The 24,394-nt window shown below is 62.2% G+C and carries 40 protein-coding genes; 7 read left to right on the forward strand and 33 right to left on the reverse strand.

Annotation, left to right across the window (positions count from 1 at the left end):
* Positions 1 to 2 precede the first annotated feature (2 nt).
* Genes NGM99_RS13695 through NGM99_RS13710 form a run of 4 tightly spaced genes read right to left on the reverse strand, consistent with a single transcriptional unit; the run spans position 3 to position 3,987 of the window.
* Complete coding sequence (locus tag NGM99_RS13695) at positions 3 to 407, reverse strand: DUF6950 family protein (protein ID WP_252819790.1); 405 nt, start codon at positions 405 to 407, stop codon at positions 3 to 5.
* Positions 400 to 990, reverse strand: coding sequence for a DUF2163 domain-containing protein (locus NGM99_RS13700; RefSeq protein WP_252819792.1), 591 nt, complete (start codon positions 988 to 990; stop codon positions 400 to 402). Before NGM99_RS13700 ends, NGM99_RS13695 begins: the two co-directional genes overlap by 8 nt.
* Positions 980 to 1,636, reverse strand: coding sequence for a hypothetical protein (locus tag NGM99_RS13705; RefSeq protein WP_435371429.1), 657 nt, complete (start codon positions 1,634 to 1,636; stop codon positions 980 to 982). The genes NGM99_RS13700 and NGM99_RS13705 overlap by 11 nt, the downstream gene beginning before the upstream one ends.
* Positions 1,636 to 3,987 (reverse strand): phage tail length tape measure family protein, encoded by a 2,352-nt coding sequence (locus NGM99_RS13710; RefSeq protein WP_252819796.1) that lies wholly within the window; start codon positions 3,985 to 3,987, stop codon positions 1,636 to 1,638. Before NGM99_RS13710 ends, NGM99_RS13705 begins: the two co-directional genes overlap by 1 nt.
* Before the next feature lie 56 nt (positions 3,988 to 4,043).
* Between NGM99_RS13710 and NGM99_RS13715 the strand changes: the two genes are divergently transcribed.
* Positions 4,044 to 4,388, forward strand: a complete 345-nt coding sequence (locus NGM99_RS13715) for a hypothetical protein (protein WP_252819797.1) — start codon at positions 4,044 to 4,046, stop codon at positions 4,386 to 4,388.
* Between the two features lie 2 nt (positions 4,389 to 4,390).
* Here the strand turns inward: NGM99_RS13715 and NGM99_RS13720 are convergent, their stop codons facing one another.
* The 7 genes from NGM99_RS13720 to NGM99_RS13745 all read right to left on the reverse strand — a co-directional run bounded on the left by NGM99_RS13720 (position 4,391) and on the right by NGM99_RS13745 (position 7,317).
* Positions 4,391 to 4,780: a type II toxin-antitoxin system death-on-curing family toxin gene (locus tag NGM99_RS13720; RefSeq protein WP_353937419.1), complete on the reverse strand. Its 390-nt coding sequence runs from the start codon at positions 4,778 to 4,780 to the stop codon at positions 4,391 to 4,393.
* A gap of 1 nt (position 4,781) precedes the next feature.
* A complete protein-coding gene (locus tag NGM99_RS13725) occupies positions 4,782 to 5,333 on the reverse strand; it encodes a hypothetical protein (protein WP_252819800.1) in 552 nt (183 codons plus the stop codon).
* Between the two features lie 68 nt (positions 5,334 to 5,401).
* Positions 5,402 to 5,755 carry a phage tail assembly chaperone gene (locus NGM99_RS21945; RefSeq protein WP_435371434.1) on the reverse strand — a complete coding sequence of 118 codons (354 nt, stop codon included), beginning with the start codon at positions 5,753 to 5,755 and terminating at the stop codon, positions 5,402 to 5,404.
* Positions 5,752 to 6,138, reverse strand: coding sequence for a hypothetical protein (locus NGM99_RS13730; RefSeq protein ID WP_252819802.1), 387 nt, complete (start codon positions 6,136 to 6,138; stop codon positions 5,752 to 5,754). The genes NGM99_RS21945 and NGM99_RS13730 overlap by 4 nt, the downstream gene beginning before the upstream one ends.
* Positions 6,139 to 6,146: 8 nt before the next feature.
* Positions 6,147 to 6,644, reverse strand: a complete 498-nt coding sequence (locus NGM99_RS13735) for a hypothetical protein (protein ID WP_252819803.1) — start codon at positions 6,642 to 6,644, stop codon at positions 6,147 to 6,149.
* 3 nt (positions 6,645 to 6,647) lie between these two features.
* Complete coding sequence (locus tag NGM99_RS13740) at positions 6,648 to 6,890, reverse strand: hypothetical protein (protein WP_252819807.1); 243 nt, start codon at positions 6,888 to 6,890, stop codon at positions 6,648 to 6,650.
* Positions 6,891 to 6,903: 13 nt separating this feature from the next.
* Complete coding sequence (locus NGM99_RS13745) at positions 6,904 to 7,317, reverse strand: phage tail terminator-like protein (protein WP_252819808.1); 414 nt, start codon at positions 7,315 to 7,317, stop codon at positions 6,904 to 6,906.
* A gap of 20 nt (positions 7,318 to 7,337) precedes the next feature.
* Here NGM99_RS13745 and NGM99_RS13750 point away from each other — a divergent pair, with 20 nt between their 5' ends.
* On the forward strand, positions 7,338 to 7,544 hold the full coding sequence (locus NGM99_RS13750) for a hypothetical protein (RefSeq protein WP_252819809.1): 207 nt from the start codon (positions 7,338 to 7,340) through the stop codon (positions 7,542 to 7,544).
* Here NGM99_RS13750 and NGM99_RS13755 read toward each other — a convergent pair.
* The 5 genes from NGM99_RS13755 to NGM99_RS13775 are packed head-to-tail and all read right to left on the reverse strand — an operon-like array spanning position 7,522 to position 10,177.
* Positions 7,522 to 7,941, reverse strand: a complete 420-nt coding sequence (locus NGM99_RS13755; protein WP_252819811.1) for an HK97 gp10 family phage protein — start codon at positions 7,939 to 7,941, stop codon at positions 7,522 to 7,524. The two genes, NGM99_RS13750 and NGM99_RS13755, sit on opposite strands and share 23 nt — an antisense overlap.
* Positions 7,941 to 8,990, reverse strand: coding sequence for a putative phage head morphogenesis protein (locus tag NGM99_RS13760; RefSeq protein WP_252819814.1), 1,050 nt, complete (start codon positions 8,988 to 8,990; stop codon positions 7,941 to 7,943). The genes NGM99_RS13755 and NGM99_RS13760 overlap by 1 nt, the downstream gene beginning before the upstream one ends.
* Positions 8,990 to 9,325, reverse strand: coding sequence for a twin-arginine translocation signal domain-containing protein (locus NGM99_RS13765; protein WP_252819816.1), 336 nt, complete (start codon positions 9,323 to 9,325; stop codon positions 8,990 to 8,992). Before NGM99_RS13765 ends, NGM99_RS13760 begins: the two co-directional genes overlap by 1 nt.
* Before the next feature lie 10 nt (positions 9,326 to 9,335).
* Positions 9,336 to 9,707 (reverse strand): hypothetical protein, encoded by a 372-nt coding sequence (locus NGM99_RS13770; protein ID WP_252819817.1) that lies wholly within the window; start codon positions 9,705 to 9,707, stop codon positions 9,336 to 9,338.
* Positions 9,707 to 10,177, reverse strand: coding sequence for a DnaT-like ssDNA-binding protein (locus NGM99_RS13775; protein ID WP_252819819.1), 471 nt, complete (start codon positions 10,175 to 10,177; stop codon positions 9,707 to 9,709). The genes NGM99_RS13770 and NGM99_RS13775 overlap by 1 nt, the downstream gene beginning before the upstream one ends.
* Before the next feature lie 74 nt (positions 10,178 to 10,251).
* Between NGM99_RS13775 and NGM99_RS13780 the strand changes: the two genes are divergently transcribed.
* The gene (locus NGM99_RS13780; protein ID WP_252819821.1) at positions 10,252 to 10,410 is read left to right on the forward strand and encodes a hypothetical protein; all 159 of its coding nucleotides are present in this window, start codon (positions 10,252 to 10,254) and stop codon (positions 10,408 to 10,410) included.
* 34 nt (positions 10,411 to 10,444) lie between these two features.
* Here NGM99_RS13780 and NGM99_RS13785 read toward each other — a convergent pair whose 3' ends face one another.
* Genes NGM99_RS13785 through NGM99_RS13800 form a run of 4 tightly spaced genes read right to left on the reverse strand, consistent with a single transcriptional unit; the run spans position 10,445 to position 13,553 of the window.
* Positions 10,445 to 10,978: a hypothetical protein gene (locus tag NGM99_RS13785; RefSeq protein ID WP_252819823.1), complete on the reverse strand. Its 534-nt coding sequence runs from the start codon at positions 10,976 to 10,978 to the stop codon at positions 10,445 to 10,447.
* A gap of 10 nt (positions 10,979 to 10,988) precedes the next feature.
* On the reverse strand, positions 10,989 to 11,927 hold the full coding sequence (locus tag NGM99_RS13790; protein ID WP_252819825.1) for a DUF2184 domain-containing protein: 939 nt from the start codon (positions 11,925 to 11,927) through the stop codon (positions 10,989 to 10,991).
* Positions 11,928 to 11,940: 13 nt separating this feature from the next.
* Positions 11,941 to 12,405 carry a structural cement protein Gp24 gene (locus NGM99_RS13795; protein WP_252819827.1) on the reverse strand — a complete coding sequence of 155 codons (465 nt, stop codon included), beginning with the start codon at positions 12,403 to 12,405 and terminating at the stop codon, positions 11,941 to 11,943.
* Entirely contained in the window at positions 12,405 to 13,553 is a 1,149-nt protein-coding gene (locus NGM99_RS13800) for a DUF2213 domain-containing protein (protein ID WP_252819830.1), read from the reverse strand. The genes NGM99_RS13795 and NGM99_RS13800 overlap by 1 nt, the downstream gene beginning before the upstream one ends.
* A 25-nt stretch (positions 13,554 to 13,578) precedes the next feature.
* Here NGM99_RS13800 and NGM99_RS13805 point away from each other — a divergent pair, with 25 nt between their 5' ends.
* Positions 13,579 to 13,842 carry a hypothetical protein gene (locus NGM99_RS13805; RefSeq protein WP_252819832.1) on the forward strand — a complete coding sequence of 88 codons (264 nt, stop codon included), beginning with the start codon at positions 13,579 to 13,581 and terminating at the stop codon, positions 13,840 to 13,842.
* A gap of 2 nt (positions 13,843 to 13,844) precedes the next feature.
* Here NGM99_RS13805 and NGM99_RS13810 read toward each other — a convergent pair whose 3' ends face one another.
* The 4 genes from NGM99_RS13810 to NGM99_RS13825 form a co-directional block, all read right to left on the reverse strand.
* On the reverse strand, positions 13,845 to 14,072 hold the full coding sequence (locus NGM99_RS13810) for an Acb2/Tad1 domain-containing protein (RefSeq protein WP_252819833.1): 228 nt from the start codon (positions 14,070 to 14,072) through the stop codon (positions 13,845 to 13,847).
* A gap of 113 nt (positions 14,073 to 14,185) precedes the next feature.
* Positions 14,186 to 16,042: an anti-CBASS protein Acb1 family protein gene (locus tag NGM99_RS13815; protein WP_252819835.1), complete on the reverse strand. Its 1,857-nt coding sequence runs from the start codon at positions 16,040 to 16,042 to the stop codon at positions 14,186 to 14,188.
* A gap of 7 nt (positions 16,043 to 16,049) precedes the next feature.
* Positions 16,050 to 17,516 carry a phage terminase large subunit gene (terL, locus tag NGM99_RS13820; RefSeq protein WP_435371435.1) on the reverse strand — a complete coding sequence of 489 codons (1,467 nt, stop codon included), beginning with the start codon at positions 17,514 to 17,516 and terminating at the stop codon, positions 16,050 to 16,052.
* Positions 17,476 to 17,841, reverse strand: coding sequence for a hypothetical protein (locus tag NGM99_RS13825; protein WP_252819839.1), 366 nt, complete (start codon positions 17,839 to 17,841; stop codon positions 17,476 to 17,478). Before NGM99_RS13825 ends, terL begins: the two co-directional genes overlap by 41 nt.
* Before the next feature lie 42 nt (positions 17,842 to 17,883).
* Here NGM99_RS13825 and NGM99_RS13830 point away from each other — a divergent pair, with 42 nt between their 5' ends.
* Positions 17,884 to 18,078, forward strand: coding sequence for a hypothetical protein (locus NGM99_RS13830; protein WP_252819841.1), 195 nt, complete (start codon positions 17,884 to 17,886; stop codon positions 18,076 to 18,078).
* Here NGM99_RS13830 and NGM99_RS13835 read toward each other — a convergent pair whose 3' ends face one another.
* Positions 18,079 to 18,951 (reverse strand): hypothetical protein, encoded by an 873-nt coding sequence (locus NGM99_RS13835; protein ID WP_252819843.1) that lies wholly within the window; start codon positions 18,949 to 18,951, stop codon positions 18,079 to 18,081.
* Between the two features lie 74 nt (positions 18,952 to 19,025).
* Here NGM99_RS13835 and NGM99_RS13840 point away from each other — a divergent pair, with 74 nt between their 5' ends.
* Both NGM99_RS13840 and NGM99_RS13845 read left to right on the forward strand, forming a co-directional pair.
* Entirely contained in the window at positions 19,026 to 19,235 is a 210-nt protein-coding gene (locus NGM99_RS13840) for a hypothetical protein (RefSeq protein WP_252819845.1), read from the forward strand.
* Between the two features lie 210 nt (positions 19,236 to 19,445).
* The gene (locus tag NGM99_RS13845) at positions 19,446 to 19,589 is read left to right on the forward strand and encodes a hypothetical protein (protein WP_252819847.1); all 144 of its coding nucleotides are present in this window, start codon (positions 19,446 to 19,448) and stop codon (positions 19,587 to 19,589) included.
* A 202-nt stretch (positions 19,590 to 19,791) separates the two neighbouring features.
* On the opposite strand, the gene NGM99_RS13850 is transcribed toward NGM99_RS13845, so the two are convergent.
* From NGM99_RS13850 to NGM99_RS13885, 8 genes are read right to left on the reverse strand one after another with little or no spacing between them, the layout of a single operon-like run.
* Positions 19,792 to 20,454, reverse strand: a complete 663-nt coding sequence (locus NGM99_RS13850) for a hypothetical protein (protein ID WP_252819849.1) — start codon at positions 20,452 to 20,454, stop codon at positions 19,792 to 19,794.
* Positions 20,451 to 20,897 carry a hypothetical protein gene (locus NGM99_RS13855; RefSeq protein WP_252819851.1) on the reverse strand — a complete coding sequence of 149 codons (447 nt, stop codon included), beginning with the start codon at positions 20,895 to 20,897 and terminating at the stop codon, positions 20,451 to 20,453. The genes NGM99_RS13850 and NGM99_RS13855 overlap by 4 nt, the downstream gene beginning before the upstream one ends.
* On the reverse strand, positions 20,894 to 21,130 hold the full coding sequence (locus tag NGM99_RS13860; protein ID WP_252819853.1) for a hypothetical protein: 237 nt from the start codon (positions 21,128 to 21,130) through the stop codon (positions 20,894 to 20,896). The genes NGM99_RS13855 and NGM99_RS13860 overlap by 4 nt, the downstream gene beginning before the upstream one ends.
* Positions 21,127 to 21,387 carry a hypothetical protein gene (locus NGM99_RS13865; RefSeq protein WP_252819855.1) on the reverse strand — a complete coding sequence of 87 codons (261 nt, stop codon included), beginning with the start codon at positions 21,385 to 21,387 and terminating at the stop codon, positions 21,127 to 21,129. Before NGM99_RS13865 ends, NGM99_RS13860 begins: the two co-directional genes overlap by 4 nt.
* A complete protein-coding gene (locus tag NGM99_RS13870; RefSeq protein ID WP_252819858.1) occupies positions 21,384 to 21,677 on the reverse strand; it encodes a hypothetical protein in 294 nt (97 codons plus the stop codon). Before NGM99_RS13870 ends, NGM99_RS13865 begins: the two co-directional genes overlap by 4 nt.
* Entirely contained in the window at positions 21,674 to 23,146 is a 1,473-nt protein-coding gene (locus NGM99_RS13875; RefSeq protein WP_252820066.1) for a DnaB-like helicase C-terminal domain-containing protein, read from the reverse strand. The genes NGM99_RS13870 and NGM99_RS13875 overlap by 4 nt, the downstream gene beginning before the upstream one ends.
* On the reverse strand, positions 23,143 to 23,703 hold the full coding sequence (locus NGM99_RS13880) for a RuvC family protein (protein ID WP_252819860.1): 561 nt from the start codon (positions 23,701 to 23,703) through the stop codon (positions 23,143 to 23,145). The genes NGM99_RS13875 and NGM99_RS13880 overlap by 4 nt, the downstream gene beginning before the upstream one ends.
* Positions 23,703 to 24,386 (reverse strand): hypothetical protein, encoded by a 684-nt coding sequence (locus NGM99_RS13885; protein ID WP_252819862.1) that lies wholly within the window; start codon positions 24,384 to 24,386, stop codon positions 23,703 to 23,705. The genes NGM99_RS13880 and NGM99_RS13885 overlap by 1 nt, the downstream gene beginning before the upstream one ends.
* Between the last annotated feature and the right edge of the window lie 8 nt (positions 24,387 to 24,394).

The following is a 24,394-nucleotide window of genomic DNA, read 5'->3' on the forward strand; positions in this document are numbered from 1 at the left end:
TGTCAGCCGCAGCGGAAGGCGGCGATGCAATCGAACAAGGTATGGTCGGAGCGGCCATGCTCCGTCTTGGTCACGAAGCGCGCACCGAGGCAGATGCCGACATGCTCGGCACCATCTTCTAGTCGAAGGATGACCAGATCGCCCAGCCTCGCTTCCGCCGGCCCAAAGGCCTCCAGATCGCGCGCGAAGAGTTCGGCGAGGGATTTGCACTTCCTGCGCCGCAACGCCGTCTGCGCCCCGCGCAGGCTTGAATAAGAGCCCTTGTACTTCTCGACCAAGGATAGCTTCGGATCGAGCGCATCGGCCATCCGGCAACCGAGGAAGAAGCAGTCGCTTTCGCCGTAGGTGTACGGCTTCGCAAGTTCGGCAGCGAGCGTGTCTCGAACAGTCTCGAACCGATCAGCCACTGCGCTGCCCCCACTCTTCTGGGATTGATGCATTGGTGGACGCATATTCGAGGCAAGTATCGGCCGCGCTGTTGTCGAACTGCTGCTCTTCCTGGCTGCACTTCACCAGCGTCGATCCACGCGCCGAGCGGCCGGGAGGCTCTAGATCGATGCGCATGTTGAGCGAGCGTTCGCCATTCGCTGCCATGGCACCTTTCTCGTACCGCACCTGATCGATCTCGTATAGGCTCGACGCCAGCACGCCGAGCACCTGATCGGTCTCAGGGTCGCCGGCCAGATGCGTGATGATCACCGGCGCGTTGACGTAGTTGTAGAGCTCGATCGCCGCGATGGCGTCATCCGGGTTCGACACCGGGATGTTCGAGAAGGTGATCGTGCGGGTGGTGACTGCCACACCGAGAGCCGAGGCCATGTTGCCAGCTGAGAGCCACCGGTTCGGGAGATAGACCAGCCCGTTGTAGGTATAGGGCCTCCCGCCACGGTGATAGCCGACCGACTTGCCCGGCAAATCGAAGCGGATCAGATCGAGACGGGCAATCTTGCCGGTCTCGATCTGAGCTTTGGTGGCGCTATCAAGCGGCATAGAACACCTCAGACGCCGAGAACGAAGCCTGCCGGTTGCTCTTGTTGCTCGGAGCTTTGTAGCTGCCCTGATCCATCTGCATCACGCATGACGCCTTCTCGAAATTGACGACAGCCGCAGTCGTGAAGTGCTGTGTATCGAGCCCGTACCGGATCGAAAGCGTCACCACGCCCGAACCGCTCGCCGTGGCATCGGCAAGGATGCGATGCAGCGACCGCTTGAGCGCCGACATGCGCAGCTCGACATAATCGCCCGCCGAAAGCAGGAAGCCCGCCGGCAGGCCTGACACGACGATTGTGCGGGTGTTGGTGATGGACTGCAGCGTTGCGGTACCATCGAACGCCCCGCCCCCGGCCTTGGTACCGGAGAGCGGGACGCCCTGATCCATGCGGATCGGACGCGGACGCCAGACATCGTGAGCAAGGAAGCATTCGCCGCCGTCGCCGGCCGACATCGAAAACGCATCCATGATCCCACGGCCACGCTCATACAGCGGCTCGCTGGTAAGGCTCATTGTCCACCAAGGCGTGCCGACATACTGCGTCTCGGTACGGCGACCTTCCATCCGATCAGCCGCGAATGGGCGCATTGGATCGAAGGATCTGTCAGTCCATCCGACAGCAGGGAGAGAGATCGGGTCAGCCATCAGCGCGCTGCGCCGTTCTGGTAGCGGTTTTCCTGATACTCATTGTTCGCCTGCACCGCTGCCACTGCCTGCTGCCGAGCGATGTCCTCGAACTCGCCACGTGACAGGGTGGAGCCTTTGGCATCGATGTTGAACGTAAAGCTCGGCCCATTCTGATTGCCCGCCGCCGGCTGATTGTTGTTGGCAGACGGTACGCGCGGTAGGATCGTGCCGCTGCGGTTAGGCACAAACACCTCAGGGCGCTTCTCACCCACGATGTACGCCCTGCCGGCCGAAACCGGCCCGCCATTCGCGCGGAACGTGTCTTGGGCCCAGGGAATGCCGCCCAGAGCCGTTGAGCCGGCATTGGTACCGCGACCGCCAAAAGCACCCGTGATCCAGCTGAGCAAGCCACCCCCGACCGACTGCCCGCCTGGCGTCGCCGTCTGAAACATGGCGTCCATGACATCGTTCAGGAGCTTGTCCACGATTTTGTCGAGCGCGTTCAGAGCGGCATCGGCGAAGGATTGCCATATGCCCTTGCCGTCCTCGATGCCCTGCTTGAAGTCGCTGAAGAATCCTCCGGTAACATCGCGCGCGAAGTCGAGAGCGTCTTGCGCCTTCTTCGTCGCCGCCTCAATTGACGCCATCTCGCCGGCAAGGCCAGACAGTTCCGCCTTCTGGGCGGCCGTGAGCGTGATGCCCTTCTGCTGCGCCTGGTTGAGCAGATCGGTTTCGTAGCGCAGCTTCGCGGCTGCTTCTGCCGTCAGGCCAACCGCAGCCTGTTCCGCTTTCAACGAGGCGATGGTCCGCTCCGCACCTTCTACGATGTCAGAATACTTCTCGGCGTCGGTCTTTCCGTGACGGGTGCGGCCCTTCTTTTTCTTCTTCTCGTCGGTCTCCGACAGCCATCCGGCCAGATCCTTGAGCTTGCCCGACGCCCACTCCGCGCCCTCTCCGACCTTTCCCACCCAGTCTTCTGACTGAGCATCGCGGAAGACCTTGGCGACCTGATCGTAGGCACCTTGGCCGCCTGCCGACACCTGCGGTTTTGGGTAGAGTTGGACGAGCTTCCCGTTGGCGTCTTTCCGATGCTCTGGAATGACCTTGTTCACGGGGATTTGCGGCGACTGCTCGAATCCCATGGCACGGCTGATCTGCGTCATCGCGTTGTTGACGTCGATCAGCACTTGGCGAAGCATCTCGCGCAGAGCGGCTCCCATGTTGTAGGCGGCCAGCGCGCCGATATCCGCCATGTAGTCTGGGAACTTGCCCCAGATGAGTTCAGCCGCACGGTAGGCGCCTACAAAGGTACCGATGACAGCGTTGGCGCCAGTTCGGGCAGCCTCCACCACATCGAAGCCAAGGATCTCGCTGATCTCGTCTCCGAATGCGACGATCGCGATGCCAGCGGCAGTCACCGCGGCCACCACTAAGCCAATCGGGCCGAGCGCAGCTACCCAGGAGGCGGCGAACGTCACGGCCATGCGCGTGGCTTGGAGCGTGATTCCGATCAGTCCGGTTGTGACACTTGCCAACCCAGCTAGGATGGTTGGGGCGTAGATGAGAGCCAGACCAGCAGCAGCCACCGCAGCATACGGCGCAATGGCTTCCAGCGAATCGGCGAGGAAGTTGACCGCAGCGGATGCCGCCTTCGGCCACTCGACCATCTGTAAGCCGAGAGCCAGCAGCGCAGTGAATGCGATTGTGGCGATGCTCACCGGCGACAGGAGGGCAAGGAACGCCTCGCCGAGCCCTTGGATGGGCCGTTCCATAGTCATCAGGACGCCGGCAAGCTGGGTACCTTGCTGCAGACCGATCTGCATTGCGTTCATGCCCATGGCGGCGGTGACCGCCACATCTTGGAACTGCGCGGCAATATTCGCCGTGTTGGCTTTGCTGCCACTTACGCCACCCGCGCCCGGATGATTGGTGTTCGCTGCGGCCATCTTGGCGGCGGAGGCCTGAGCAGCGGCGGCTTCCTTTTCCAGCGCCGCAGCGTGTCGAAGGGCAGCCTGCGTGTCCTTTTCCGCAGCCGTGGCCGCAGCGAATAGCGCGCTCTGCCGTGCCTTCTCCGCGTTCGCTGCTTCGTACGCCGCTCCGGCTAAGCGCTTCGCAGCCGTCGCAGCCTGGATGTCTGCACGCGATGCGTTCTCGGCTGCCTTCACCGATGCGAGATGAGCAGAAGCTTCCGCATACTTCGCCTTGGCGGCAGACGCAGCTATCGCGCTCGCATTCCGCGCCGCTGCACTGACGCCGTTGGTCGCGGCCTCGGCACGCTTCGATGCGTTCGCAAGGTCCTGAAGGGCGCCAGTACCCCTCTCGACCTGGCTGCTATCAACAGCCAAGCCGAGCGTAGCGACATCTGCCATGGTTGCTCCGCTTCATGCCGCGCGCTAGCGTCCGCGCCTCCTGTAAGGAGGAATGGATGCGAGCACTCGTTGCGATAGGTCTCAGTTTGTCGGCGTCGGCCGCAAGCGCCGCTGATCTGAAGGAGCAGATCTACAGCTGCTGGTCGGTGCCTGCGGGGTTTGAGCAGGGCCCACCACCACTATCATTCGATGTGAAATTGGACGGCAGCGGCGCTGTTCAGGATGTAACCTTTATCGGTGAGAAGCCCTCCGACCCAACCGTCGAAAAGCTCATCCGGTCTTCCTCGCTAGCAATCCAGCGGTGCTCGCCATACGTGGCCGTCAAGGTAGGGACGCAGCGAGTGACGCTCGACCTGCGCGATATTCTGGACGCGCAGCCTGAGATTGATCCGCTTAAGTAGCTTCATATAGCGCTGGCGGAAACGCATGCCGCTAAAGCCAACACCATCTCAGCCTCATCGCCATCACCGGCGATAAACGCCTCAATCTGCCGGGCCAATGATTCAGTGTCCGGCAGAATTACTCGAAGACCGTTCATCCGCATAAACGCCACCGAGGCATTGAATGCCGTCCGCTTATTCCCTTGCTCAAATGGATGGTTCTTCCCCACTGACCGCATTAGGCGAACGGCGAGTCTCACGACATCATGCTCATTGCCATACAAATGCATGTTTCGAGGTGCGAATGCTGCACTATCGAGGAGGCCTTGATCCCTCACTCGGTGGGGCTCGCCCGTAGCCGCAACAATCGCCTTGTTGGTTTGCACCAACTGTCTAGCTGTGACCCACCTCACGTCAGCGAGCGAGGTAAGCGTTGATCACAGGATGGTCAGCTATGCTTTCGTGCACATGCTGGCTGAATTCTGTCTCATCAATAAGCTGCTGCCGGAAGTCCTGCAGGCCCCGCTGCAATTCTTCGATACACGCGATTTGTTGCGATTGGAGAACTTGAACGCGACCCGCCTGCTTCCGCATTAGCCTTCGGGCGCCTGGTTGAAGCCGCGCAAAGCGCTCATCCGAAAACATGCCGATCAGATTGTCGAACGGGACGCCATATGAAACGCGGAGCTCCTCTGCAGACAGAAGCGCCTCATCGATCATCGGCACAATTGCAAGCTCCACAATATGGGGCTCTTCGCCCTCAGCTTTCGCCAAGATCATCTCTATGCCGCTTGCGAGCGTTTTGCGCATATGCGTACGCCACGCAGCCATGCTTCTCTCAGCCTGGTCTACGACGTTTCTGAACTCATCGAGAGTATCGGCAGCCTCCAGATCTTTCGCCCAGTTAGGTGCGGGCGGGAGGGCAAGGACACCATCGAAGTCTTCTGCGCGAAGGGCTAGGCCCATGCTGATCTCCGTTTCATTCGGAATGTAGCTCAGCGAGCCGCCATCTCCAATGCCTCCCAGTGCTAGGCCTAGGTGTTTCCTTTCCGCCTCTCCCGCGCCTCCTCACGCTCGATGGCATGTGCTGACAGGAACGCGGCGTCCATCTGCCGGAGGATGCCAAGCTCTTCGCGCAGGAGGATCGTCCCGGTCAGAGCCGACCAGTTCGCGATGTCCGTGAAGGAGAGAGGTTGAGGCCCATCGAAGCTCTCGGCGCGAGCCGAGTGCAAGTTCCAGAACCAGTCGAGGAGATAGGCTGTATCGGGATCGATATCCGGCTCGGGCGTTTCCTCCTCAACTCCGAACCGCTCGTTGCGCTGCCGGCGGGTCTCGCCCTTATCGTCTGGTGTTGAATACCGGACGTGGAGCCTGATGACCTCGCTCAGGCTTTGCCCGACTCCGTAAAAAAAGCGGTGTCGTCACCGAGCGCGGTATCGATCTGCTTCGCAATCCAGCCAACGGCCAGCAGCTTGCCGGCGTTCTCGCGGTTCAGCGGCGGATCCTTGAGGTCGCCAAGCGTCAGGTCTTTGGCCCACTTCCACGAGGTGATCGCGGCGGTCAGGATCGCGACGGTGTTGTCCTCGATCTTCTCGGCGGTGACGGTGTTGCGGCCGCCGCGCAGCGCTTTGTTCTTGATGGCGCGCTCGACGGCTTTCACCTTGTCATCCTCCAAGCTGACGCACTCGACCGTGAGGCCGATCGGTGCGCCAGTGGCGGGGTGCTTAATATCGACCGTGATGGTCGATGGCTGGATGCTGAGAATGTCCACGGAGCGCCTCAGATGGTGGTCGGGTCGACGGTGATTTCCTTCTGGACCAAGCCCAGCGTAAACACCTCGAGGATGAAGTCTTCGTTGCGGCCGCCGGGACGACGAGGACCGGTCACCAGGCCACGGTTGAAGTACAGCGTGTTGGTCTTGGTCGCGTCCGGCGCATCGGCGTCTTCGACCTTGAAGGCGTAGTAGAACTTGGTCTGCGCCGCCGCGCGCATCGCCTGCTGGCCGGGATCGGTTGGGTTGCGGGCGCATTCCACTTCGGGATCGCCGGCATTCGAGATGCCCTTTTGCTTCTGGGTGACCTCGGTGGCGAGCTCGTCGTAAGAAACGACGTTGGTATCGGTGCCGCGGTCGCCGACCATGCCAACGTTTTTCACCTCCGTCCAAAGCAGCGCCTTGTAGGCCACTTCGGTCAGGTCGGCGGCTTGAGGTGCCGGGATCGCGCCACCGGCCACGGTGCAGGCGATGTAGACCTTACGGCCCTTGTTGGTGTTCGCCATAGGTCAGCCCTCCTTCTTGGCGGTGGCAGCGGCAGCCTTGGCCGCCTCTTTCTCTTCCGGCATGTCAGAGAGCGGATAGACCTTCGCGCCAGCCTCTTCGTATGCCGTTTTCAGGGCCGGCCAGTCGCCGTCCAGATAGACCTTCTTCACGCCCTCCTCGGGTACGGTGAAGAACTGTGGGTTGACCGCGCGCCGTCCGCCTTTGTGGGCAACGGGCTGGGTCGCGTAGATGATCTCTTCGGTCATCAGTCTTGCTCCTTCAGCAGATGGCTTCGACACGGATGGAGACCGGCACCTGCATGTGGGTATCGGTCGGGAGGGCTTGGGCGACATCGGGGGCTTTGCTGACCTTCACGGTCACTCCATCGAAGCGCATAGGCAGATCGGGTGGGAAGAAGGCGGCGACCTTGCCGGCCAGTTCGGTCGAGACTGCGATGTCCTGGTTCTTCTTCGCGAACACGTCGATCTGCAGGATGCTCATCCGGCGGTGCGGTTCGTCAGAGGCGAGGAACGGTCGGGTGTTGATGTTCGGGATATGCGAGATGCGCAGATAGTTGCCTGATGGCGGCGTGAAGTCTTGGTTGGGCCATGAGGCAGGTAGACCTAGGCTTGCCACCATGGTCTCAGCTCGTGTTTTCAGCGCCATCCAGATCTTTGTTTCGATGGACGGCATTCTGCGCTACTCCTCGCGGCGTGAAGCCTCTGAGCGATATCGATATCCACGAGCGCCTGACCGCTGCCCGCGATCTGCTGGGCAACGAGAAGGCTGAAACCGTGCGTGGTGAGACCGCCCTTGAAGCGGCCCGAAAGGTGCTGTCAGGCCTCGGGCTCGCGCTGTTGCTAGCCGGCGAGCAGGAGTCCGACAGGCTTGTTGGTGTTAGAGGCCAAGACGAGACTTAAGCTCGGCGGCTTTTTCGTTGACGATGGTGCCCCAGCGCTGCGCAACCATATCGACCCACGGTCGCGGTGATCGGCCGTTCGCCCCGTAGTGGACATAGACGCCATACTTGGCTGTGTAGCCGAGGTAGATCGTGTCACCGAGTTCGGAGCCCGCGATGACCAACTCGATCTGCCCGACGTCAGCGTTGAAGGTGCCACCGGGGTTGTTGAGCGTCAGCGCAGGCATGGCCGAAGTTGACGCCACGAGCGAGGCCCGGAGAAAGCCCGTGTCTACCGGGACCAGCGCCTGCATCTGGGAGACAAGTTCCTGAGCCGATTCCTTGAACACCGCCTCGGTGGCGCCCTCGACCTTCCGCACCCAGTCAACAACCTGAGCCGCGAATGAGAGGTTCGCCATTAGGCAGCCCTGTTCCTTCGCACCACGCCTGCGAGATGGTCGACCTTGTATTCGAGCCAGCAGCGACATCCGCTGATCTCGGAGACCGGGGCCTGCGGATCGCCGGGATGTCTCAGCACTGCACCGGATGGACTATGGAAAACACCATCCATCGGGACCGCCTTGCCGTTCAGCGCGCGGTGGGTGTGCCGCACTCGGCTGTCACCGGCTGAACGCCACTTCTTCGTCACGTCCTCGGCCATGAACTTGCCGGCGGTGATCTGCTGGCGCATGGCGTCGTCACGGCTCTTCGACAGAGCCACCATCGTCTCGGTTCGCGCCAGCATCTCGCCGCGGAGCAAGAGCAGCCGGTCGGAATAGCGCCCCGTGATGCGCGTAATCAGATCGGCCGGCAGCGGCTTGCCGTCGCGAATGGCTTTTTCGATGGTTCGGTCAAAGCGCTTGTCGCGCCTCTCGCGACCCAGATAGGCCCGTAGAGCGGCGGCATCGCCAGAAGCCAGTTCGGCCCGCGCCGAGGCGACGTAGCGTTCCTGAGCAGCCGTGAGCCCGATAACGCCCCCTTCCCGACGGTTCGTGGCGCGACTGATGCGCCCGACCACATCCAGTGCGGTGCGGCGTGGGTTCTCGCCTCGTGCCAGCCCATCGGTAAGCGCCTGACGGATTGCCGTCCGCTGATCGTCCACGATGCGGGTGACAAGCGTCGCGCTGTGATCGCGCAACCATGCCTCGCCTTCCGGGTTGCGGACGCCGAAGCGGAACTGGATGCGGTTGCCGGCGGGATCGGTGAGACGGGGCAGATTGCCAACCGTCGCCTGTCCGCCCGAGTTGTAGGCTTCGGCTATCGCGACTTCGAGCCGGGCGAATGCTTCAGCGTCGATCTGCATAGCCTCGATCGCGCCCTGCACATCGCCCTTCTCAAGCCGCTCGACAATCACCCGAAGCGTGATGCTGTTTCGAATGTCATCGATCGCGGCGAGAAAAGCATTGGCGAGGCGGTCATCGTAGGTCGCCAGAAGCTCTTCGATCATCTCGCGGGTGGAGCGGGGCATCAGTCGATACGGATCTCAACCCGACCGTGAACCGTCTCCTCAAGGACATCGCCCTTATGGATATCGACGGCCAGATTGCCGAACGGAGTTCTCACAGCTCGCGTGACGGTACCGGCGCCTTCGTCAGCGGCCACCGCGCTCTTCTGCTCGACGCCATCCAGATAGACCGTGGCGCGCTTGTGGTCTCCGTTCAGGATGCACCATTCGCGGTAGCCGGGAAACTCTGGGCGGCACGAGATTACGCGCGAGCCGGATGCCATTGCTGGAACTGAGGAGACGGCCGGCACGGCGGCCACTGCAACGGCGGAGCCGCGAAGGAATGCACGTCGATCCATGACTATCTCCTCATGCTGCGCAGAAGCACTGCCAGGCCACGCACACCCCCGCGCCCGGTATCCGCTTCAGATTGGTGATCGCCCTCTCCCGCCCGTCGATAACGAGCACATTGGCATTGGCAGGCTCAGGCTCGACCGGAGCGAACGTCACGATGTCGCCTGTCGCGATGATCAGGGCGCCGTTCTCGTATCTCTGATCGACCCGCTTCACCGTGGCTGAAAGCTTGGTGTCGGTGATCTGCTCGGTGGGCTCGTCCCATGGATTGGCGCCGGGGGTGGTGACCACTCGGCGGAGCAGCACCTCACCTTGCCCCAGCCCGCCTTCATCTTCTGGGGCGAGCAGGTCGGCGGCCATGTCGGCCATCTCATCGTAGAAGCCCATCACACCACCATGATGGCAGGCGCGTTGGCAGGGATGAGCAATGGCGCGAGCAGACCTTCGATGGCGGTCGAGACGGGACCGGTGACGGGCCCATCCGTCCCAGGCTCGAAAAACTCACGCTCGATTCCCTCGACTTTCTGCCTTCGGACCCGCTTCGACGGATCGGCAACCACCGACAGACTCCCAGGCGCATTAAGTTCAAGAAGAGCAGCCTGGTAGGAGGCGTTGACGACACGGGCGGGAATGACATCGCTCCCGATCGCCGAGCCCGCCGCTGACGCTCCTGTGCGAGGCCACGCGCGTTCCTGTTCGATCCCGCCGGTGGGTGTACCGGGGAAGCGGGCACCGTAAGCCCCGTCCACATAGTCACTGCCCCGCTGGCGCGCGGCCGTCACGCTTCCCTCGGGGATGGTGTAGCCGGCTGCGGCCGCCCAGGCAGCGAACTGCTCGTCAGAACCGTAGCCGGCCATTTTTCTTACTTCCTTTGTGAAGCTCCGTCGCATCGCCGCTATAACGGCAATAGCAAGCACAAGGAGTGATCATGATGACGAAGCACGAGCAGATGACCCAAACCGCTTTCCGCAAAGGGCAGGATGACGCGCGTGATAATCGACCACGCGACAACCCGTATCCAACCCAATCGGATTGGCACGACCCGTATGAGCAGGGGTACGATAGTGAGTACGAAACCATGTACGGTTAGGGCGCAGCGCTGACGAACTGCGCCCTACTACCGATCAGGATTTAGCCTTCTCGATAAAGGAGGCTTTCTCCTCGTCACTCAGGCCGTTGAACTTGTCGGCGTCCGCCTTGGACAGACCCGACAGGATTACGGTCTCACCCTGGGTGACGTTGAACTTGCCGCCGCCATGATGCTCGGCCTTGATGGCGGCAGGAACACCGCCCTCCTTCAGCTTTGCAATCTCGGCATCACGATCGGCAATCACCTGTTCGAGTTCGCCGACACGGCCGCGCTGGGCTTCGAGTTCGGTGGTGACAGTCGCAAACGATGCGTTGAATTGCTGACGCATCGCGGCCATCTCGGTAGTGTCGCCGTTCTCGTCGCGGTCATCGCCCGCCGGCTTCTTCCTGCCCTTGCCATCGACAATCAGGAAGCCCGCCTCGACAGCACCTTTGACCACGGGGTGGTCCTTCGATGCGCCCCAAATTTCAGGCTCCACCGTGATGGAGCCGTTGCCGGGAACGACTTGACCGGTCGGGAGGCCGAAGCCCCCCAAGCGGGTGTTCTCAAGAGTGACAGTCTTGGTCATGACGTTCTCCTCAGATCCCATCCAGATAGCGAGCGGCACCCGGCCGGCGGAACTCGACGCCACCGGTACGGAAGATGCCGGGCACCTCGTACTTGAGCAGACGATGTTCGGCCTGAAGCCAGCGCAGCGGCATCGGAATGTGCATCTTCACCACGCCTGGATCGCGACGGTACGCCGCCATGCGCTGAGTGCCGCCGGCACCAGCCGTTTCCAGTCCGAAGACGGCGCGGATGGTCAGCGGGCGGCCCGTGCGGATCGTGTAGATATTCACACGCTGGATGTGCTCCAGAAGCGTGATCGACTGCATGTCCGACAGGCGCTTGGTTGCGAGGTAGGCGTACTTCTGCTGGCTCAGCAGCAGGGTGTCCGCCTGCTCGATTCCGTTCGTGGTCAGGAAGATGTCGCTGAGGACGTTGTTCACGTCCGCCACGATCTCATCGACCGTCTTCGTCTCCCACGTGGCCGTACCCGCGGCACCATTGGCCGCCGTCAAAGCCGTGACGCTGATCGAGTTGATCAGGCCCGGCATGCCGAGCTTCGCGCGGCCGACGAATGCGAGGTTGTCGACAAACAGCTCGTACTTGCGGCGGGCCGCGTCGGCGCGCTCATCGGTCAGGCGAATGCCATACGCCTGGGCGTGGGCAAGCTCCTGCAGATTGTAGCGATAGCCGATGCCGACCATGAACACGCGGCTCGAGCCCTTATCGAGCTTGAAGTCCACGAAGTTGATGTCGTCGCCGTCCGGCGCGAACTCGCGGGCTTCGCCGACATCATCGCCCATCGAGAAGAAGTCGATGTTCGTGGTCCATTCGGGCGCCGAGTTATCGACCGGCACCAACTCGCGGTACTGGAAGTCGGGGTAAGCGCGGGCGTAGATGCCCGGCTCGATGTAGTTCTGCGCGGTGCGCAGGAAGTTGAGCGCCAGAGCGGGCGCGTCAGTGGTGAACATCTTGGTTCCCCCCTTACTTTGCCACGCCGAGGCGGAGCTTCGCGAGTTGATTGGTGCCGGAGGTGACCGACGCCCATTCGGCGTTCTCGATCAGCTGGTTGGCGCTGGAGTTGGACACGTTGGTGAAGGTGCCGGTCGGGGTCATGTAGACCGGATCGCCCTGAGCAACGGCGACGAGCGCGGTGACCCAGATCGTGCCGCCCTTCATGACGCTGATCTGGTCATACGGCTTGTAGACCTCGCCATTGGCCGCAGGCAGCGTGCGGTCCACCACGGCGACACCAGCGAACTTGCCGATCGCAGCCGGCAGCGCCACCGTGTCTTCGAGCGCGCCGAACAGGACGCCACGGCCGAAGGGTACATCACCCGATGCCTGGGCCACGATCATCGAAATGATGTGGTGCGGCTCGGTGGTGGCAATCATGCCGGGATAGCCCTTCGGCGTATCGCGGCTGTACGAGACGGGAGGGATAGCCATCACGCGGTCTCCTTCGTGCCCTGCCATGCGTTGCGGTCGCGCATGAGCATCTGGTTGTAGGCGTCATTGGAAGACGTTGCGTCGTTGGTCTGGCGCAGGCCGTTCTTCATCGTGTCACGGAATGGATCGGGCGGGTTCTTCGCTGCGTCCTCGGCGAGAATGTCGAAGCGCGCATCGATGTAGGCGTCCGACTTACCGGTGAGGGCGGCGTCGCCGAGCTTGGCAGTGACAGCAGCCTTGCGGATTGCCGCATCGGACAGACCGTCGGTCTTCACGTCGGCCGCGATGGCCTTGGCCGTGGAGATCAGGTCGGCGCGCTGCTGCACACGCTTGTCGAGATCGGCATCGGACAGCACCTTTCCATTGGCGGCGTCACGCTCGGCATGAGCCTTGGCAATCTCCGCATCCTTTGCGGCAAGCGCCTTCTCGTGGTCGGTCTGCAGCTGCGTGACCTTTGCAGCCGAGTCCCGCAGGTCGCCCTGCAGCTTGTTGATGGCCTGGGCGCCCTGATCGGTGGTGCTCACCGACAGCCCGTCCACGACCACAGTACGAAGTGCGTCGCTCATAGCGCGCGTCTCCTTGTCAGTGGTTGATATCGGGGCCGCGCCCCATGCATGCCGGTCGGCATCGCCGATCCTGCATTCCGCTCCCGCGCGTCCTCGATCGACAATGGCGACGTGGTTGGCGCGGATGTTGGTCTGGCGGGCGTCGTAAGCCTCGCCTGATGGTGTGGTGCCGGCGTCCCAGACGAGCTCGCAGGTGTAGCCGGCGGAAAGCTCACGCTTGCCCGCATGCACGGCGTCGATCGCGGCACGGTCCTTGAGGATGAGAGGCAGCGCGATGCGGTTGCCGTCCCATGTCGCCGAGGTGCTGACCTCGCCCACGGCCAGCTGCTTCCAGTTCTCATCCGTGACAGGTTCGGCAGGGTGATCGACGGTGACCGGGGCGTGGCTGAAGCTCCGCAGGCTGTCAGTCGAGCGAACCTCTTCCTCGCTGCGATAGACACGCACGGTCTGCATGTCGGGGCGACCGACTTCCGGGCCCAGGTAATGCTGGATGCCCGTGCGAACCGCTTTGGCGTCGGCAATGAGGTAGCCTTCGCCCGTCCGGCGTGTGCCAGACAACGTTACGGCGTCTGTGAATTGCATGTGGCCCTGCCTTAGTGCAGCTTAGATGAGCGCAAGCAACTTGGAGGAAGACGTGGCGCTATACATGGACGGCAACCTCGTGAAGGAAGCAAAGCCCCACGAGGCATTTAAGAAAGAGTGGAAGCCGGGGCAGACCCCGGACTATGCGGGCATCTATCGCTGCGCTGGTTGTGGTGATGAGATTGCGTCGAACAAGGGCGTTCAGTTGCCGTCGCAGAATCATCGCCAGCATAGCCCTGCCCAAGGCTCGATCAGATGGAAGCTGCTAGTGATCGCTCAGCAAGTCTGACGCTATGCCGTGATGTGTTTTACTGCCCACATCACGGCCTCTTCCACCTTCGTCTTCGCCAAAGAGATCTCACGGTCTGAGCCCAGCGCCGCGATACGGTCGTGGAAGGCCAGCCCCATATCCTTGATCTCCTGCATCGCTGCCTTTTCCTCGTCGCTGAGGACGCGATAGGCGTGGCGCATCGTATTGTTCACGGTGCGCTGGTCGGACGTGCTGTCGACTTCGGCCACTGACTTGCCCTCCGGGAAATAGAACTGGCATTTGCGCAGGCCGCAGACCGCGCATGAGCGAGGATATGGAAGCTCTTGGCGGCGGCGACTTTCGGAGCATCGCTCGTCCACGCTCAAGCCTCCGTCAGCTTCGAGGACCAATCCTCATCGACCTCCTCGAAAATCTCAGGCCCAAGCTCGATTTTGCCGCGGTAGGGCTCGATCGAACCCAGCGAACCGTCGAACTCGTATGAGATCGTGATGTGGGGCTGATATTCCTCGTGGTCCCATGAAGCGCCGGCCTCGCGGATCGCCATATGCCGCCATTGCAGATCGGATGACGAGAACAGCAGCACGGTCGCCTTGCCGAACTGCTCCATCAGGCGCGGGCCGCCGGCAGAGACCGTAAGCTTGCCAGTGCCGTTGCCGCTGAAGTCTCGATAGTCCTGCTCGACCTTCATCCAATCCAGCTTTTCTCGGCTGTAGGCGATGGTCACATGCAGGTCGGATGCCGGCAGGGTGGATTCAAACCCCTGCGCTTTCGCCCATGCGATGATCTCGGCAGCGTTCAGCACATCCCGGCGCACATACAGCGTGCGGGGTTCGGCATCATTCGCAGCCACGCGGAGGCGGGACACGTTGCCTTCGCCGCCTAGCGCGGCATCAACCTCGTCCTCGTCCTCTTCCTGGTCAGCGAGCTTGCCGTATTGATCGATCGCAGCTTCGAGCCCAGGCAGTGATCCATCCTCGACAAAGGCGTTCACCAGCGCATCGGACAGTGCCTCGACAGGCATAAGCGGCTGTTGGCCCGACCCGCCGGCGATAGCGCGTGCTGCATCGCTCTTCGTCTTGAAGATGTCGGCCCGTTCCTTCTCGGACAGTCCCCAAAGCGGCGCCCATTCGTAGTAGATGTCGGGATCGCGCTTGCCGGTGGCCGAACGGATCAAGCATTCGTCCAGCCTTGCCAACGCCGGCGTCATCTCGATCGCCTGCATGGCCTGTAGCCGGTCGTAGTAGTTGCGCAGATCGCTTTCGCCCGTCGAGTTCATGCCCGCCGGTGACTGCCCAAGAAGACGCGTGGCAGGGATATCGGCCGCACCCGACACGATCTGCATGAAGGACATCAGCACTTCGGGCAGCGTGGCAAAGCTCACCTGGCGCTGCTCGTATTCCTCTTCCTTGTCGAGAAGCAGATCGCCGTTGATACCCTTGGACGTCGCCGCGAGCGTGTAGCGCTCAAGCAGCTTCGCCTTGTAGCCCTCGTCACCCAAGCTCGCCATGAACTGCGGGATGCGGATGATGTTGACCTTGGCCTCAAAGACAAGCGAGGCGATGTTCGCTGCCGTCCCATCGGCCTGCTTGATCGCCTGCATCACCGCGAGCAAGACACTATCGCCCCACCCGGGGTATGCTGTGAACACCTCCTCTTCGGGCTGAGAGGCCCCGTGGAAGAGCACGAGCCGCGATGGGTGGATTGTCACCTGCTGCTTGTCGCCTGCTGCCAGCGTGTAGCTGCCGGGCTTGCCGTACCACTCCGACTGCGGGTCGCGGATAATCTCGCCTGCGGTCAGCTGACGGCGCGAGAGCACGGTCAGATAGCGCACCCCACCCTTTTCAACGCGGTCGGCGCGAAGCTCCTGCGCTAGTTCAAGATCACCGGTGCCGATCATGATGGCGGAGCCGCCCCAGAGCCGCGCCTTGATGCGGGCTTCGAGCACCTTGCCCTTCACGTTCAGGCGGTTCTCTTCGCCTTCGATCTGCTCGATCTGTCCACCCTTGGCCTGCCAGTCGCGCCATGCCCGCACGCTGTCGAGTGCCGGGATGTCCACGATCTTCCGCGGTAGCCATGCGCCGCGATAGGCGTTCGCAAGCTGGTCATCGGTCAAGAGCGGGTCGGCATAGAAGCTCGCCGATGCCTTGTCCCGGTCGGTGCCCATCCGCGAGACGAGATTCGTCAGGCTGTCGCGGGCGAACTGCAGAATGTTTCCCACGGCTTCCTCAGATGTTGTCGAGCGTGAAGGACGAGCCCAGCGCGAGCTCATTCAGAGCATCGGCGAAGGCGTCGACCTGATCGTCATGCTGGGCATTCGGAAACGAGCACACCTCGTCCAAGAACGTGTCGTTCCATTTGCCTCGTACGAGCTTCACATTCCCCGCTTCAGCCTGTGCTGACGCTGGCTTGGCGCGGGTGGCCTTGTCACCTGTCGGACGCACGACCTTGATGTTGTGGCCGGCCAGCAGCTTTACCTTCGTGGCGGCATCAGCCTTACCGGCTGCGCCTGGGTCTTCCGGTATGCGGATGGTCACCTGCAGGCCATCTTGCGATGCCGTGTTCTTCAGGTTCCGTTCGACGTCACCGGGCGACCACCGATCGCGCCTGACATCCTCCACGTAGAAGGTGCCGTTGGCCCAAGCCATCCTGAGGCCTACCGTCCAGTCCGGTTGCTTGCCGGGCTTCTCTGCCGTCGCAGCGAAGTCCCAAGCGCGGCAGCGCCGGACATTGGACGGCACCGCATCCACAATCTCGAAGTCGCCCCGCTGGAACATACCGCCAGAACGAGGCGCTGGCCGCTGCTGGAACTGTCCTGCAACCGCATATGATCCCATCGGGATCTTGTCGCGCTCGACCACCTCACGGGGGAAGCGCTCCGGGAACAGAAGCTCTCCATCCTCGTGCCTCGGGTCAGTGAACCCGATCGCGGTATGGCAGGCCCTGTCCGGCTCGAACTCCATCGGCAGCATCAGGTGCTCGTAGCCGAGCCCGAGTTTCATGATCTCGCCGCTGACATCTCCTTCGTGGAGGCGCTGCATGATCACGATGATCGCCGACGTCTTCGGGTCGTTCAGGCGGGTCGGCACGCTCTCGCGGAAGATGCGGATCGTGTTGAGACGTTCGGCCTCCGATTCCGCCGTCTCCGTCGAGTGAGGATCATCGATGATTACGCGGTCGCCGCGCCCGCCAGTCAGCGAGGCGAAGGGGACACCCTCACGGTTGCCGGTGCGCGTGTTGGCGAAGGATGCCTCACCCGCTCTTACCAGCGACACTTCCGGCCAGAGCGACTGATACCATTCGCTGGTCACCAGGTCGCGCATGCGTCGGCTGTCGCGCTTGACGTACTTCTCCGTATAGCTGCTGGTCAGGTACCGCAGCGAGGGCCGACCTATCGGGCCCCATTCCCATGCCGGCCAGAGCACCGAAGTCAGCAGCGACTTCATCGTGCCAGGCGGGACGTTGATCAGAAGGCGATTGATCCGCCCATCGGTCACCGCCTCGAGATGGGCGCAGATCGCATCGATATGCCAGCCGTGGGTGTATTCGCTCGACGGCTCGACCACATGCCAAGCCTCGCGCACGAACCCTGCAAGCGTCTGGCACCGCGCTCTGATCCGTTCCGCATCGCGCGTAACCCGATCCCGTTCGGCCTCAGCCGCCCGTCTCGCCCTCTCCTGCCTGATCAGGCGCATCATCGTCGCCGGGTCCGGCAAGCGGGCCGAAGATGCTTTCAAGCTGATCGAGCTCATCACCGGATAGTTTCGTCAGGTCCACTGTCTGGATGGGGCCGCCGTTGCGACCGGTGTGCTGCATGTTGGCGAGCTTGGGATGGACGTACGGGGCAGCGGCCACCGCCATCTTGTCTCGCCTGTCGCCACTGGCTCGGCTGTCGCGCATGACCCTCAACATGTATTCGAGTGGGGTCTGGCCCATCTTGGCGATATCGCGCTCACGTCGCGCTGTGGCCCTGTTCGGGGTGCCTCTCTGGCGTCCGCCAGTCTTCTTGCCCGCTGCCATCTAATTTGATCTACTTTCGGTCTAATTTAGACGGGAGGTTCCATGAACGACACTATCAGCAGTGGCTCGTTTCGTGACGGGTTTGAGATCGGCTTTCGAAGCATCCGCGGGGTGCATGCGGCACTGCCCGGAATACCCGGTCAGCCTGGCACTCGTGGCAACATGACACCGTTTCTCATGGGCGTTCGGCGCGGCATTGAACGCGCACTTGATAAGGATCTCGACGGCCTAGTCTAATCACGCTGCCTCCATCATCGCGGCCGATAGCGCTTCATCGACGCTGCCATCCTCGCGGATCAGGCCATGGTCCCAGCGCTCGCGCGGGTCGTTCCAGCTCGGCGTGTTGACGATCGGGTAGAGGCAGATGCCGACCACATTGATGCGATTCCAGTGCTGCGCGCCGCGGACCTCGCCACGGACATGCCGCAGCCATTCCGCCTTGCAGTCGATGCCTTCCCACTTGCGATCTAGACCGGGATGCAGGCCCGTCTCGGTGATCATCAGCGGACGGTCCGGGTAGCGCGCCGCCATCGCGCGGAGCGCCTCACCGATGCTCCAGTCCGCATGGTACGGATAGATGTTAATGCCGAGCACATCGGCCTGATCGGCTAGGCCGGCGTGCGCCTCGATCTCGTCAGGGATGTGCGCGGGCTCGGCCGTCACCAGCCGGACGTCGTAGATGTTGGCGCGCAGCACGCGCATGATCTCTTTCGCCTTCGCGACGACCTCAGCTTGGTCTTGGCCTGGCGTCAGAAGGCCGGCGAGACGGTTCTCGTTGAAGCAAACCCAGAATGTCTGACCCGGACAGACACGCTGCACGGCCATGGCGACGCGCTTGGCGTAGTCGGTCGGTGCAGGATGGCGCCAGTAGTGATCGAGATCCCAGATCACCTCCATGCCGGCGTCCTTAGCGACCTGGAGGCGCGGCTCGATCGGATGCCACCAAGGCAGCCCGTCGCGGACGGTATGAACGCCATGCGCCTTCATCAGCTCGTAGTGCTCGCGCATCCGGCGCTCGGGCACATGGTCGGTTGCCGTCAGAAGGCAGAGGTCATTCTGCCATTCGAGGCGCGCGCAGTCGAAACCCGCCATGATGGTGGATCGAAACATGCGAAGCCTCGCTCGTTTGCTATTGCCGCGCTTCGGTGCTCATCTCTTGTCAAATGATAAGGGAGGACTTCGGCGTGACTGATGTGTGGGCCTACCAGCGCGACATCCTGAAGCGCGAGATCGTCCGAACCCAGAAGGACATCGATGACATGAGGCGCGGGCGGCTTCGAGTAATGCGCAGCCAAGGTGAAGCGCCATCTTGGGATGACGATACGAGCAACTGGTCTCAGCGATCAGAGGACCGTCTTCAGGCTCTCAATGCCTTGCTCGAACGCTTCGATTGATCTGCGAACGTTGCCCTAGTCGGTCCCTTGCGGGCTAGTCTCTCACGGGGGCTTTCAGACACTTCGATCCGACCGCGGCTATCTTCGCTGGCCGTCAGCTACATCCTGCATCCGGCAGGCGCGGTTCCCAGCTCATAGGGGTGAACCGGCTGGGACTACCGTTATCCGCGGGGACACACATAAGACACGCTGGGAGCGGTATACTGGTCAATGAACCACAGCCGCATCATCATCTTGTCTTTTCTTACGTTCGTCGTTGTCAGCATCGCGCTCGTTTCCTTTTGGGGATTTGATCGCGTGGGCTCGACAGCCAACGGCGTTGGTGCCGAGACTTCAGCACCGGAGGGCAACTGATGCCTCTCCTGCCTCGACCCGATAAGTGGGACAACGATCCGACGGACGTCGAAATTAACCGGCGCCCTTTCCTTACCGTCGCGGTGTTGGTGAAGGTTGGAATTTGCGTGGCAGCCGGCTGGGTAGCTTACCACCAGTTTTCTAGGGTGGCCTTTGATGCTCCGTCCACGCATTCCGATGTTCCAGGCATTATACGGTAGGCTTACGCAGCCCGCTTCGCCTCTTCGGCCTTCTTTCTCTCCGCGCGCTTCCGGCGCTGCTCGTTGCGTTTGGCCGACCAGCTGAAGTCCGGTTCGGCATCGCTATGGAAGGGGGTGAATGCGTCGTCCGCTGCCCATCCGACGATGGCGTTTTGCTTGGGCGCGGTAGTGTTCAGGATAGCCTCAATATCCTCGATTTCAGGGTCGTCAGGCAACACCCCAAAAGATGCGTTTTCGTTATTCTGCAATGCCTTGCGACCGTGGGCTTGCGCAATTTCGCAAAGAGCACGGTCTTTCCGACGTCTGCCGGTCACCGGATGGATACCTGCTTTGAAGCAAGCGTCCTTGAAGATGCGACCGCCTGCCATGGCCTCAACCCAGATCGAGAGTGCATAGCGGTTCGCCTGGTTCGTGACCAAGCTATACCAGCTACCCGCCTCCTCCGCCTCGCTTACCTGCTTGTGCGTCGGGCGCTTGGACACGCTAGCGACGAACTCGCGCTGCTCCTCCTCGAGCCGTTCCTTGCCCCAGCCGTTCATGTCGGCGAAGTCGTGGGCATAAGGCAGTTGTAGCGAGCGCGCCGGTGCGGGCCCAATTGGCACCGCGATGTTGCGCTCGATTTCGGCCGCTTGGATCAGGCGCTCTGCAATCTCACCGATGTTCATGCTGTCCTCCGACGATCATCGAAAAGCTCGCCCTGCCGGCGCTTTTCGTTGTAGCGTCTATATAGGCGCTCATGGATCTGGCCGCCTAAGGCGAAGCGCTGAGGAACGAGGCCGCGCAGCTGTAGATTTGCCGCCTGCAATTCGCCCACCGGCATGGCGTCCCAGACCGCGAACCACACCGACAGATCGTCATCGATCACATCGCCCCAGGCGCGGATCATGTCGGATGCAGCCCAGAACCCAACCTCATCGAATGCCATCTTGTTGTTGGCGCTCTCGGCAAGCGTGGAGAGCATTAGGCGGGTGTGCTCTTCGCCATACCGGCGCAGGATGCGGGCGATGGTTTCAGGCGCGCGTGTCTCCCCAATCTCGGGATAGCGCTTCCCGTCGATGATCTTGATGCCGAACTCGGCGCAGAGGGCAGACACACGCGCGTCGCTCATGCCGCCTCCTTCGCAGGTGCCGGGAAGATCGCCTGCAGCTTGCCGAACAGCGGTTCGCCTGAAGGATCGATGCACTCCGGTGGCACCGGCCGGAACGTGGAGTATCGGTGCGCCTCGCCCTTGTGGATGATCGGCTGATCGCCGTGGCAAACGACCGGGCACCACCGCATGGCGAAATCGCGCTCGTAGCCGAAGAACATCGGGCGCGGAGTGGTCTGCTTCTTGCGGCTCATGACAGGCGCTCTCCTTCGGGCCAAGCGTCCCGGATCTCGTAGTAAGTCTCATGACCTTTGGCGCCGAAGCGCACGGTTGCGATGGGGATGCCCTGCACACGGCGGGCGAAGGCGATGGCGCTGTGAATACCGTGTGCGGTGATATCGAACTCGCCCATGATGCGAGCGATGGAGCACGATGGATTCCGCCGGATGAAGCCTACGACGTTTTCGGCGTTGCGCTCGATGTGGCCGTTGACGGGGAGCTTCCAGGTCATGCCCGCTTCCTCCCCCGCTTCTCGACGCGAACGATCTTGCCGCCGCCACGAAAGAGCTTATCGGCTTCTGCCTTGAGCTTCCCCGCCCGCTCCCCACTGCGCACAAGATGGCCGTTCGCATGGGCACACAGCGCCTTCGCCAACGCCTTCCAGGCTTCCTTCTCAGTCGGAAATATCTTCGGTGTCCCGCCCTTCGCGAGAAGCGGGTTGGCCTTGCCGTCTTTCGGAAAGCGGATGAAGGCGCGATGACCGCCGACACAGGTATCGGTGAATGCCGTGGTTTGGTTCATTGGAACATGCCCTCGAATGCATCCGGCATGTCCGTGGGCGGCGACGTGAACAGCGTGTATTCCGCCTCGAACCTGATTTCCTGATTGCCCTGCGGCTCACCACGGCGGCGCTTGTGGTTGATGAGCCAGGCCTTGCCGCGGCTGTCCTCGTACTTCACCTGCAGATCAGCGCGCTTGTCGTCCCGGCGCTCCTGCGGGATCAGGTCTTTGTAGAGCGGCTCCGGTCGATAGAGCGAGAACCAGACATCCAGGTTCTGCTTCACGCCGTCGCCGCCGTAGGCGTCACCCATCATGGGGCGCAGGGAACCGCCGCGCTTCCACCGCTCTTTCCAGTCGCCGTTGCGCTGGATCAGGATCATGATCGCCACGTTCAAGCGCTTCGCGATGGCCTTGAGGCCGCGATAGAGGGCGTTCACGCGCTCAGCGAACAGCTCGGTGCCCTTCCCTGGCAGCTGGATCATCTTCGCGTGGTCGATGGCGATGAAGTCAAGGCCCTTGGATTTCACCATCGCCTCGAGCTTCACCGCGATGTCGGACAGGGAGCAGTCGGAGAACGAGACGATCTCGAAGGGCAGATCCATCGCCTTCATCATCTCGTCTTCGACGTGGCGCTGCTCGTTGGTGTTCAGGTTGAAGGCGTCGAGCCGATCAAGCTTCACGCGAGCCGCCTGGGCGGCAGCTTGCAGGGCCGCTTCCTCTTCCGTGATCTCGATCGAAAAGAATGCGGACTTGAACCCGCACATCGCAGCATGCCTGCACTGGCTGAGGGCGAACGATGTCTTGCCACCACCGGAATCCGACATGAAGCCGATAAGGTTGCCGCGGCGCATGTCACCCATGACTGCGCTGGCCTCGGGCAGGAACCATGGAATGCGGCTGGCGGTGTCCGTGCTGGCCTTTTGCACCTGCTCGATCGCCTTCGGCAGGATCACACCGTACTTCAGCGATGCCGCGCGCTCGTCGGCTTCCTGCGAGATGTTCGTCAGCGCGTTTGCGGTGTCGCCGATAATTTTGGCGATGGTGTCGCTGATGTGCAGGTTGCGGGCTCGGGCAATCCCATCCTCGAGCTCGCGGATGATGCGCCGGCGGCCGTGGGCCAGCAGAACGCCCCTCCCATCCTCGTAGCAGTTCGCCAAGGTCGGCAGTTCGGAGAAGAGCCGGACGACATAGCGGAAGAGCGTCAGTGGGCCGCCCTCGTCACCACCGTTCGGATCGATGACCTGATCTGCGTTGATGTACGACTTCACGGTCTGGATGGTGGCCGGTCTTCCCTCAGCGATGAGCGTGCCAAGCACCTCATAGATCGCCCCGTTGACACCCTTCACGCCGCCCTCGAAATGATCGGGCTTGAGGAAGCCAGCGACGCGCCAATACTGCGTGTTGTCGTGCAGGATGGCACCCAACAAGGACTGCTCGCATTCGAGCGCGTTGGGCAGCGGTGTGTTGAAATGTTGCGCGTGCAAGGTCATGCTGCCGCCTTCATGCGATAGGTTTGGGTGGTGGCGCCGTAGAGCGCGATGCAGACCGCCTCGGCCTGGTCCTCGTTCTTCGCAGGGATGCGAAGCATCTGGCACATCTCGCGCGCCTTCTTCTTTGCGGTCTCCCGGTCGAGGTTGCCGTTCTTCAGGATCGAAGCGCGCCAAGTGCGCGGGTTCACAGCCTCATACGGCAGCCGGCGCGCGCGGGCGGCGTGACGGATATGGCCTTGGATGTCGCGGAGGATGAGTTGGTCCGCATTGACGGTCAGAGGCGGCGGCGTCTTCACCCCAGCCAGATCGCCCTTCCCTGTCTTCGGCGCGAAGGAGCGAATGACCTCGGTTGCCGCTTCCCAGATCACGAACTGCGGCTTGTGCTCGCGGAACAGCTTCTCGATCTCGTCGCAGAAGATGCCGGTCTTCTCCTCCGTCGACATGCCCTTCTCCGGTCGTGAGGTGAACGAGCCGATGATCATGGATTTGGTCGCTGGCGGCTCGTAGAGGCACCAGCCGGTGCGCGCGATGGATTGATCGAAGGCAAGGATGAGCATCACGCCACCTCCGCAAACAATTCAGCCTGGCGTGCGTCCTTGCGGTCGAGCATGCGCAAGACGGTCTCGCCGACGTGCTTCTTGTCCCAGACAAACCAGCCATTGAGCATGGGCGGCGCGCCCTGCCCGGTGAAGTCGATCTTCCAGCGCATGAGGTAGACGCGAGCGGCTGGATGCTCTGCCCAGAACGGGGCGAGTCCGCCGGCGCCGGGCCAAGTCCAGTTGAGCAGCAGCGCCATGTATTCGACATCGAGCACGTCGAGGGCATGTTTAAGCCAGCGCGCCTTGCCGTTCCCCCAGCCACACTCCGCGAAAGGCGGGTTCGTGACGATCGCGCCGGCTGCCGGAAAACTCCAATCGTAGAAGCTGCGCACCTCGGCGCCGCAGCCACGGTCGATCAGATCGGATGAAACGACGCGCAGACCGAGCGCCTTCATCTCGCGCATCATCGCGCCGTCGCCTGCCGCCGGCTCCCACACCGTGCCGAAGTCGCGCAGTCGGTCGATCTCGGCATGCAAGAAGGCGCGTGTCGGCTCAGGCGGCGTCGGATAGAATTCATCTTTCTCGCGCGTCAGGTGCTCGACCTTCGTGTAGGTGCCGTCGAGCTGACGCTGTGGGACCGGCTTTGACTTCTTGCCGGTGGCGCGGAAGAGACCGCGTGCGGAAGGTGCTGCCTCCTCCATCTGGCCGC

Source organism: Mesorhizobium liriopis, assembly GCF_024053505.1.
GTDB lineage: Bacteria > Pseudomonadota > Alphaproteobacteria > Rhizobiales > Rhizobiaceae > Mesorhizobium_B > Mesorhizobium_B liriopis.